12 protein-coding genes are annotated in these 9,171 nt (G+C 68.7%); 4 read left to right on the top strand and 8 right to left on the bottom strand.

The features are described from left to right. The 6 genes from ACWDU1_RS24425 to ACWDU1_RS24400 all read right to left on the bottom strand — a co-directional run. Positions 1-886 (bottom strand): ATP-binding protein (locus tag ACWDU1_RS24425; protein WP_450001859.1); only part of this gene is annotated, 886 nt, incomplete at its 3' end. Further along, positions 883-1,506, bottom strand: a complete 624-nt coding sequence (locus ACWDU1_RS24420; RefSeq protein ID WP_450001864.1) for a LuxR C-terminal-related transcriptional regulator — start codon at positions 1,504-1,506, stop codon at positions 883-885. The genes ACWDU1_RS24425 and ACWDU1_RS24420, both read right to left, overlap by 4 nt. Before the next feature lie 175 nt (positions 1,507-1,681). Then, positions 1,682-2,137, bottom strand: coding sequence for a flavodoxin family protein (locus tag ACWDU1_RS24415; RefSeq protein WP_450001857.1), 456 nt, complete (start codon positions 2,135-2,137; stop codon positions 1,682-1,684). Between the two features lie 10 nt (positions 2,138-2,147). After that, positions 2,148-2,597, bottom strand: a complete 450-nt coding sequence (locus tag ACWDU1_RS24410) for a hypothetical protein (protein ID WP_450001862.1) — start codon at positions 2,595-2,597, stop codon at positions 2,148-2,150. Positions 2,598-2,644: 47 nt separating this feature from the next. After that, positions 2,645-3,400, bottom strand: a complete 756-nt coding sequence (gene dapB, locus ACWDU1_RS24405; protein ID WP_450001856.1) for a 4-hydroxy-tetrahydrodipicolinate reductase — start codon at positions 3,398-3,400, stop codon at positions 2,645-2,647. A gap of 103 nt (positions 3,401-3,503) precedes the next feature. Beyond that, positions 3,504-4,604 (bottom strand): alcohol dehydrogenase catalytic domain-containing protein, encoded by a 1,101-nt coding sequence (locus ACWDU1_RS24400; RefSeq protein WP_450001855.1) that lies wholly within the window; start codon positions 4,602-4,604, stop codon positions 3,504-3,506. A gap of 137 nt (positions 4,605-4,741) precedes the next feature. Between ACWDU1_RS24400 and ACWDU1_RS24395 the strand changes: the two genes are divergently transcribed. Then, complete coding sequence (locus ACWDU1_RS24395; protein WP_450001853.1) at positions 4,742-5,137, top strand: VOC family protein; 396 nt, start codon at positions 4,742-4,744, stop codon at positions 5,135-5,137. Positions 5,138-5,177: 40 nt separating this feature from the next. Here ACWDU1_RS24395 and ACWDU1_RS24390 read toward each other — a convergent pair whose 3' ends face one another. Next, positions 5,178-6,389, bottom strand: a complete 1,212-nt coding sequence (locus ACWDU1_RS24390) for an MFS transporter (protein WP_450001861.1) — start codon at positions 6,387-6,389, stop codon at positions 5,178-5,180. Positions 6,390-6,478: 89 nt separating this feature from the next. On the opposite strand from ACWDU1_RS24390, the gene ACWDU1_RS24385 reads away from it, so the two are divergent. Next, entirely contained in the window at positions 6,479-6,802 is a 324-nt protein-coding gene (locus ACWDU1_RS24385) for an ArsR/SmtB family transcription factor (protein ID WP_450001852.1), read from the top strand. Positions 6,803-6,835: 33 nt separating this feature from the next. On the opposite strand, the gene ACWDU1_RS24380 is transcribed toward ACWDU1_RS24385, so the two are convergent. Further along, positions 6,836-7,051: a hypothetical protein gene (locus tag ACWDU1_RS24380; RefSeq protein WP_450001850.1), complete on the bottom strand. Its 216-nt coding sequence runs from the start codon at positions 7,049-7,051 to the stop codon at positions 6,836-6,838. Positions 7,052-7,583: 532 nt separating this feature from the next. On the opposite strand from ACWDU1_RS24380, the gene ACWDU1_RS24375 reads away from it, so the two are divergent. Together ACWDU1_RS24375 and ACWDU1_RS24370 are read left to right on the top strand one after the other, a co-directional pair. Further along, positions 7,584-8,519 carry a helix-turn-helix domain-containing protein gene (locus ACWDU1_RS24375; protein ID WP_450001849.1) on the top strand — a complete coding sequence of 312 codons (936 nt, stop codon included), beginning with the start codon at positions 7,584-7,586 and terminating at the stop codon, positions 8,517-8,519. Then, a complete protein-coding gene (locus tag ACWDU1_RS24370) occupies positions 8,473-8,679 on the top strand; it encodes a DUF397 domain-containing protein (protein ID WP_450001847.1) in 207 nt (68 codons plus the stop codon). The genes ACWDU1_RS24375 and ACWDU1_RS24370 overlap by 47 nt, the downstream gene beginning before the upstream one ends. The last annotated feature ends 492 nt before the right edge of the window (positions 8,680-9,171 follow it).

Raw genomic sequence — 9,171 nt, 5'->3', positions numbered from 1 at the left:
CCACCGGCAACCGCACGTCACCGGCGTAACCGTCCCGAAGCGCCCGGAACTCGATTCCCTCGTCGAGTTCGTGGACCGTCGAACGCAGGAATCCACCCACCGAGTTCATATCCAGGGAGTCGACGCCGGTGCCGGTTTTCCGGATCGCGTCGAGCTGGTCGAGAGTCCGGGCGGCCTGGGTCCGAATCATCTGTGATGTCGTATCGCGGCGGGAGGCGTCGAGCAGGGTGGACAGCACCGCGTCGTGGATCAGCGCCGCGAATCGTGCCCGTTCTCGTTCCCGCGCCGCCGTCCCCGCGACGTCTGCCGCGCGTTCGCTCTCGATCAGTGATTCCCGGTCGACCCGGGCACTCGCCGACCGGGCGTAGGAGACACACCACAGCACCAGTACCGACAACCCGGCGCTGCGACCGGACGTGGTCGCGGCGGCGGCGGGCGCGATATCGGACAGGAAGTACATCCCCGCACCCGGGATGACGCACATCACCACCAGATAGATCCCGGCCGGCCACGGCTGCCAGGCCAGGGCCGCCGCCAGCACCCCCACCACGACCAGCCGATACACCCAGATGACGCCCGCTTCCACGGAGAGCTGCTCGTAGCAGAACAGCACCAGGCCCATGGTGGCGAGATAACCGAGGGCGGCCGCACCGGCGACGGCACGTATCAGCCGGGGTCCCGCGACCAGCGATACGACGGCGAGCACCGGCAGCATCCCGAAGCCCACCGCCACCGAGATCACGGTCCAGAACAGCGGAAGCGACCGCTGCTGCACCAGGATCTCGGGCAGTTCGAACAGCCCGGCGATCGTTCCCACCAGGCCGATCATCAGCCCGAACCGGCGCACGATGCGGTCGGCGGCCGGTCCGGCCTCGGCCGCCCTCACGGCCGGCGGTGCTCCGGGACGGGCAGCCACCCGTCCTCGACGGCGCGTTTGTACAGATCGGTCTTCGTGGGCGCCGGACGTCCCGCGTCCGAATACTTCTGCCGGATCCGGCCCAGGTAGTCGTTCACGGTTTGCTCGGACAACCCCGTCATGCGCGCGACCCGCGAGGCCTTCTCCCCGGACGCGTACAGGGTGAGCACCTCTTCCTGCCGCGGGCTCAGCCCCACACTGGACAACTGGGGGTCGCCGTCGATCGCGGCGGCCCAATCGGTGGTCACCACCTGTTCACCGGATGCCGCGCAGCGGACCGCGTCGATCACCGCGGCCACATCCGCCGATTTCCGCACGACACCCAGCACCCCCGCCCGGGCCGCGGAACGCACCAGATAGGCGTTCTCGGCGCCGGTGAAGACCAGCACCTCGATCCCGTTGTCGCGCAGCGTCCGTACGTTGTCCTCGGGGTCGGAATCGTCGGCGAGCCGCAGGTCGAGTACAGCCAAGTCCAGCGCCGGACGGCCGTCGACACGGCAGTCCGGGTGTGCCAGCAGCTCGGCGACCGTCCCCGCGGTGGCCACCAGGGTCAGATCCGGTTGCGGGCCGAGCATCGCGGCCACCCCCATGGCCACCGAATCGTGGTCCTCCACCAGCCCGATCCGGCGAGGCAGGCCCCCGTCCGCGACACCGTCGGCCACTGTCCAACTCCCCTCGGCCACAATCATTTCCTGACCTAGAGTATTGCGAGCCGAAGACGTGGCGGTCAGCCCCCAATTCCGGGGTGGCGAGGGGCGGCGGCGTTCAGTCCTGCATCAGCTGCGCCGCCACGGTGGCGCCGAGTTCCCAGCAGGCCTCGAGATCGCTCTTCGCCGGTTTTCCCGATACCGCCACGTAGTCGGCGGCCTGCACCCAGCCCAGCCCGGTCGTGATGGCGGTGACGCCCTTCTCCGCCCCCTCGGTGCCCTCGTTCCCGTGCAGGTACAGGCCGAACGGACGCCCGCGCGTCGAATCGAGGCACGGGTAGTAGACGGTATCGAAGGCGTGCTTGAGGGCGCCGCTCATATACCCGAGATTGGCGGGGGTGCCGAGCACGTACCCGTCGGCCTCGAGCACGTCGGAGGCCGATACCGCGAGCGCGGCGCGGCGTAGGACCTCCACCCCCTCGATCTCCGGATCGGTCGCACCCGCCAGCACGGCCTCGAACATGGCCTGGGTGAACGGCGACGGTGTGTGATGGATGATCAGCAACCTGGACACGGCGCCGAGCCTAACCCCGCTCGTGTCTCTCCAGTTCGACCGCGCGGCGCATCGTCTCCCGCGCCCGGCCGCGGTCGCCGGCGTAGTCGTAGGCGCGGGCCAGGCGGTAGGACACCCGCCAGTTGTCCGGGTCGGCCTCCCATTCCGCCCGCACGGTCGCGAACAGCTCGTCGGCCGCCGAACGGTCGATCCGGCCGGACGGCCGGCGGGGCAATTCCGATACATCCAATTCCAGGCCCTCCTCCCGGATCCGGCGGGCCAGCCGCTGGTGGTCCAGCGCCGAACGGATGGTGGACCACACCATCCAGACCCCCAGCAGCGGCAGGATCAGGACCCCGATCCCGAGACCGACCGCCGCGAGATCCCCGGAGCCGATCAAGGTCACGGCGATCCGGCCCAGCCACAGGAAATAGAAGATCAGCGCCAGTACCAGCGCGGCCACCAGGGCGATGATCTTCAGCGACGACCGGTCCTCTTCCGGTTCGCCCGGGCCACCCGCGGATTCGTTCACAGATCGAGGAACGGGTCGAGTCCGACGGTCAGTCCCGGGACCTGCCCGATCCGCCGCACCCCGAGCAGCACGCCCGGCGCGAAGGACGAGCGGTCGATCGAATCGTGGCGGATGGTGAGCGTTTCGCCCTGGGTGCCGAACAGCACCTCCTGATGGGCGACCAGCCCCGCCAGCCGGACCGAATGCACCCGCACCCCGTCGACCTCGGCGCCACGCGCGCCCTCGAGTTCGGTGCTGGTGGCGTCCGGGATCGGCCCCGCTCCGGCCTGCTTACGGGCCTCGGCGATGATCCCTGCCGTCCGGTAGGCGGTGCCCGACGGCGCGTCGGCCTTGTTCGGATGATGCAACTCGATCACCTCCACCGATTCGAAGAACCGCGCCGCCTGTTCGGCGAACCGCATCGACAGCACCGCGCCGATCGCGAAGTTCGGCGCGATCAGCACACCGGTCTCCGGCCGCGCGGACAGCCATCCCCGCACCTCGCCCAGCCGGGCCGCGTCGAACCCCGTCGTCCCCACGACCGCGTGGATACCGTGCTCCACCAGGAAGCGCAGATTCCCCATCACCACATCCGGGTGGGTGAAATCGACGACCACCTGCGCACCGGCCTCGGTGAATCCCGACAGCGGATCATCCTTGTCCACCGCCGCCACCAGATCGAGATCGGCCGCCGCCTCGACCGCCGCGCAGATGGCCTGCCCCACCTTGCCCCGAGCCCCCAGCACACCAACCCGAATCGGCGCCGTCACCACACCACTCCTACCTGTCGCCGGAATATCCCCCCGAGCCTACTGTCGCAGCCGCCGCGAACCCCGCCCCCTCCCAGGCCGCGCCCCGGCTCCGCGCGCCGAGAACTCAGAACACGATCACCTGCCGCAACGCGTGCCCCGCCGCCAGCCGATCCATGGCCCGGTTGATCTCCCCCAGCCCGATATGCGAGGAGATCAGCTTCTCCACCGGCAACCGCCCTTCCCGCCACATGCGGACGTATTCCGGGATATCCCGCGACGGCACCGCCGACCCCAGATAGCTGCCCACGATCGAGCGGCCCTGCGCGACCAGCCCCAGCGGCGAAATGCTTGCCCGCGCGTCGGGCGCCGGCAGTCCGACCGTCACCGTCGTACCGCCGGGCGCCGTCGCCGCGACCGCGCTCTCGAAGGCCCGCGCCGAGCCCACGGCCTCGACCACCACGTCTGCCGCGATGCCGTGCTCGGCGATCTCGCCCGGGGTGAAGGCGCCGGTGGCACCGAGTTCCCGGGCGAGGGTGAGCTTCTCGGAGACGGTGTCGACCGCGATCACCTCGCGGACCCCGAGTGACACCGCGACCAGCACCGCCGCCATTCCGACTCCGCCGAGCCCGACGACCATGACCCGGTCGGTGGCGGCGGGCCGGGCGGAGTTCAGCAGTGCCCCGCCGCCGGTGAGGACCGCGCAGCCCAGGACGGCCGCGACCTCGGGTGGTACGTCGTCGTCCACGGGGACGACCGAGCGCCGGTCCACGACCGCGTGGGTCGCGAATCCGGACACTCCGAGGTGGTGGTGGACCTCGTCGCCGTCGCGGCGCAGCCGGCGGCCGCCGCCGAGCAGTTCGCCCGCGTTGTTGGCGGCGCTGCCGGGTACGCAGGGGGTGCGGCCGCCGGAGGCGCAGCCGGGGCAGTCGCCGCAGCGGGGCAGGAAGGTCATCACCACGCGCTGACCGACCTCCAGATCGGTGCCGGGTCCGGCCTGTTCGATCCTTCCGGCGGCTTCGTGGCCGAGCAGCATCGGCACCGGCCGGACCCGGTTGCCGTCGACGACGGACAGGTCGGAGTGGCACAGTCCGGCGGCTTCGATCCGCACGAGCAGTTCGCCGGGGCCAGGATCGCCGAGTTCGAGTTCGCTGATGGTGATCGGCGCCGAGTCGGCGTACGGCGCCGGTGCGCCGATCCGTTCCAGGACCGCTCCACGGATTCTCATACCGATCACGCTATGCCCACGACAGGACGCGAGCATGATCCGGATCGGACTATGCTGGTCGATCGTGACGGTGCTCCCGTTGGCCGCCTTGTACCGAGCCCGGGGTCGGGACCGTCACGATCCGAGGAGATATTCCTTTGTCCATCCAGTTCAACCACACCATTGTCGGCTGTCGTGACAACCGGGCGTCGGCCGAATTCTGGGCCGATATCCTGGGCGTCGAACCGGGCGCCCCGTGGGCTCATTTCATTCCGCTGCCCACCGCGAACGGGGTCACCTTCGATTTCGCGAACGTCCCGCCGCATATCACCGAGATCCAGGGGCAGCATTACGCCTTCCTGGTCTCGGAGGACGAGTTCGATGCCGCGTACGCCAAGATCCGGCGCTACGGAATCGAGCACTGGGCCGATCCGCGGCAGCAGGCCGCGGGCGAGATCAACCACAACGACGGCGGTCGCGGCGTGTACTTCCTCGACCCCAACGGCCACTACCTGGAATTGATCACGGTCCCCTACGGGGGTTGGCCGGAGTGAGAGTGTCCGGGTGACGGGGCGACCCGCCACCCGGTCCGCGTCAGGCCCGGACCGCCGCGGTCCGGGCACCCCGGCGCAGGCCGAGCCCGGCGGCGATCACGCACGCCAGCGCGACCGCACCGATGAACCACGGAAACACGGTGGTCAGCCCCCAGGTCGTGGCGGCCCAGCCCGCCACCACGGTGGGCAACGCCATGGCGGTGTAGGCGGCCAGGTAGTACGCCGACATCGTCTCTCCGCGTTTGTGTTCGGGTACCACATTCGACAGGTGGCGTAGCGAGCCACCGAAACCGAGCCCGAACGTGGCGCCGAGAACGACGCCGATCCCGATAACGGCGACCCAGCTGTGGGTGGCCAGCGCCGGGATAGTCAGCAGCAGGGCCACCGCCATCCCGATATCGCCGAGGATCGCGGCGGTGCGGGCCGGGATCCGGGTCGCGAAGAGCTGCACCAGCGCCGCCGACAGCGCCGTGGACGCGACGACCACCCCACCGAAGACCAGGTTGTGGATACCGGTCTGTTCCGCGGCCAGCGACGGGTAGAGCGACAGCAGTACGCCGAGTACCGACCAGGCCGCCATCACGCCGAGCGCGGAGAACCAGAAGTCGCCGCGGATCTCCGCGGGTACCGCGGGACGGGCTATCCGGATCCGGCCGGCCACCCGCGCGGCGTGCGGTTCCCGCAGCGCCAGCACCGCGATGCCGACGATCAGGCAGATGACACTGATGACGACATAGGGCGTGCGCAGCGGATTGGGCGCGTACTGCGCGAGCAGGGCCGAGCCCAGGATCGCCACCGCCATCCCGACATTGAAGGCGACGCCGGTGAGCTGTCCCGAGCGCGCGCCGCGTTCGGGCCGCAGATCCAGCAGCGCCGCGGCGCCCGCCACGACGGTGGCGCCCACGGCCAGTCCGTGCATGGCCCGCGCCAGCACCAGCATGGGCACCGTATCGGCGAAGACGAAGACGATCAGGCCCGCGATCATCGTCGCGAAGGCACCCAGCAGCACCGGTTTCCGGCCGACCACATCGGAGACGCGGCCGGAGACCAGCACCGCCACCAGGGCGGCGACGGCGTAGACCGCGAAGACGACGGTGGTGGTGAGCGGCGACAGATGCCACTCCCGCTCGTAGATCCCGTAGAGCGGCGCCGGCACACCCGAGACCCCGAGCGCGACGCCGGTTGCCGCCAGTACCAGTGTGTAGGCCCAGGACTGTACGGTCCGGTCCGGCACTGTCACAGTCGCTGTCATCCGCGCCCCGATCAGGTAGGTTTGATGAGTATCCAACCGGATCGACGGTATCGCACGGTACGATGAACATCAAACCCGAACGAGGCACTATGACGGACACCACTGCCGCCACCGAGGCGTTTCCCGTGGCCGCGCTACCCGCCGTCCTCGCCGCACTGCACGATCCCGTACGCCTGGAGATGGTGCGGCGGCTGAGCAATGCCGGTACCGCGGTGCGCTGCGCCGCGCTCTACGACGGCGTCAACAAATCCACCGCGACCCACCATTTCAAGATCCTGCGCGAGGCCGGTGTCACCGAACGGCTGATGATCGACGGCCAGACCTGCCAGCGCCTGCGCACCGCCGAGGTCGACGAGGCGCTCCCCGGCCTGCTGCCCTCGATCGTCGACGCCGCCAACCGCGCAATGCGATAGGCCCCGCCGATGGTCGGTGGGAGGTGGATCGGGTCATTCGACCACCCGAAGCGGGTTCACACTTCTCGCCGGCATCCATTCGATCTCGATATCGAACTCGGCCGGGGCCGCTCCGCAGCCCGCGATCAAGTTGCGGGCGTGTGCGTCGAGCTGGTCCATCTCGTCCACGAACCGCGACACCCCGAACGCGGGGACGCCTATCACGAACGAGTCTCCATAGCGGGTGACCCTGACTTCGAATGTCGTCACCTATGCCGCCGCCCTGTTCTCGGCCGCCCACGCCTGGAGGGACACCAGGTACCTGAGCAACAGTTCCCTCGGCAGCGACTCGACCTCCGTTGCCGAGCCGGCCGGTAGCGGGCTCGTCCGTAGCGCCGCCCCCGGTGTCCGATGCTCCATGTGCGCGGACCCGCTACGGTGAACTTCCGGGACGGCGAGATCCGATCCGTCGATGTACATGGGAAACCCCTGCTTCCGGCTCTGGATTGGCTACACCCGGTGCGGGGTCGTCGGCCTGTGCTGGCACGACCCGTCCGCGGGAACCGAAGCAGGCGTATGACCACCGGCTCTCGGCGCTCCTGGCGTCGAACCGGTGTTCCCGGAAGGTGATCCGAGGTGGCCCGCACCGGGTGCGCCTTCATCACACACCTTCCGAGTCGGCATGTCCCTGCGGAACGGAGGCTCCGAGAAAGATTCTCCAAACCACCTGCGAGTCCGCCGCAACAGGTGAAAGACTCTGTCCGAGGCGGAGGTTCGGATGCCTCCGCGAAGGAGGGGTTCAATGCAGGGGCAGGACAGACCGGGTTCGACACTCCCACGCCGGCAACTCGGCCGGTACCTGTTGGACTGGCGCACCCGCGCCGGCCTGACGCGGGAGAAGGCGGCGCAACTACTGGAAATGGGGGCCACGAGCCTTCGCCGGTTGGAGAAGGGAGAGAACAGCCGCATCAAGACCCGCGATATACAGGCCGCGTGCGATTTGTACGGCGTCCCGGAGGATCTGGTGTCGGCGTTCATCGGTCTCGCCAAACAGTCGAACGTCAAGAGCTGGTGGCATCAGTACGGGGAACTCATACCGGAGAATTTCGATGTGTACGTGGGGCTGGAATCAGCCGCGGCCACGATCGCGTCCTACCAACCCGATCTGATCCCGGGGTTGCTTCAAACCCGGGACTATCACCGATCTCTCGTGTGCCGGGTCTGGCCGGATGAGACGACCGAGCAGTGGGACCGGCGTGTAGATCTCAAGGCGCGGCGGCAGAACGTCGTCACCCGCAGGACGCACCCCGTGGCGCTGGATGTGGTTATCGGCGAAGCGGCGCTCTGGCGCGTTGCCGGAAGCCGGGCGATCATGTCGGCAACACTGCGTCACCTTGCCGACTCCGGAACCCGAGACAATATCCAGATCCGGGTACTACCGTTCGCCGCCGGGTTTCCGGACGGTGCGTCACTGCCGCCGTTTGTGATCCTGGGGTTCGGCGAGAGCGCCCTGGGAGAACCGGTCGAACCACCGGTGGTGTACCTGGAGGGCGCGGTGGGCGACATGTACCTGGAAAGCCCGGCAGACGTGAAGCTCTACAATTCCCGATACGACGGGATCAAGGCATATGCCTTGGACGTCGTAGAGAGCAGAGACCTGCTTCGGCGGGTAGCGAGGGAGCATGAGCGACGTGAACATCGACTTGACCGGGGCGAAGTGGTTCAAGAGCAGTCGTAGCCAGGGCGGCAAGGAATGCGTGGAGATCGCCCACCTCGACGGCGGTCTGGTCGGCGCTCGCGACTCCAAGAACCCGGACGGCCCGGCCCTGGTGTTCGCTCCCGGCGAGTGGGATGCCTTCCTCGCCGGGGCCAAGGGCGGCGAGTTCGACCGTCCTTGACCTGCGACAAACGAGAAACCTCCGGGCTGTCGGCCCCGAGGTTTCTTCGTTGCGATGACGGCGGGCGGCACCCGGTGCGCGGCCGGGGCGGGGCGAGATTACGAGTGGCTGGGAGGCCGGGGTGACCCGTGCGGCCAGAAGCTCGACCACGCCGACGCTCCAACTACGGCTGAGAGCATCGGCCCGAGACACGGTATCGCAAGCCCCCATAACCGATACGACAAAATCGTGAACGGGCACCTCGGGGCGGCGCCGCGAGAGGGGGTGGTATGGGTAGACATGGTCTCATGCCTACCCCCCCAAGCGGGGATCCATAGCATGAAGTCGATGTGGTCGCACCCCCTTGGTCGCGTACGCCGAAGCAGTCTGTCCGACCGGGCAGGCCCAACCTACCCGACGCTGAACCTTCTTCCCATCAATGAGATTTCACCGCCGCACGGCCGGCGACCCCGAGGGGAATCTTGGCCAACTTCGCATTGCGGGACATGGGCC

The sequence above is a fragment of the Nocardia sp. NPDC003345 genome, from assembly GCF_053589395.1.
This window is presented reverse-complemented; position numbering and strand designations above follow the sequence as displayed.

Coding starts and splice junctions, on each gene's coding strand:
- ACWDU1_RS24420 (WP_450001864.1), bottom strand. CDS start 1,506: ATGGGGGTGGCCGCGATGCTCGGCCCGCAACCGGATCTGACCCTGGTG.
- ACWDU1_RS24400 (WP_450001855.1), bottom strand. CDS start 4,604: ATGAGAATCCGTGGAGCGGTCCTGGAACGGATCGGCGCACCGGCGCCG.
- ACWDU1_RS24390 (WP_450001861.1), bottom strand. CDS start 6,389: ATGACAGCGACTGTGACAGTGCCGGACCGGACCGTACAGTCCTGGGCC.
- ACWDU1_RS24385 (WP_450001852.1), top strand. CDS start 6,479: ATGACGGACACCACTGCCGCCACCGAGGCGTTTCCCGTGGCCGCGCTA.
- ACWDU1_RS24375 (WP_450001849.1), top strand. CDS start 7,584: ATGCAGGGGCAGGACAGACCGGGTTCGACACTCCCACGCCGGCAACTC.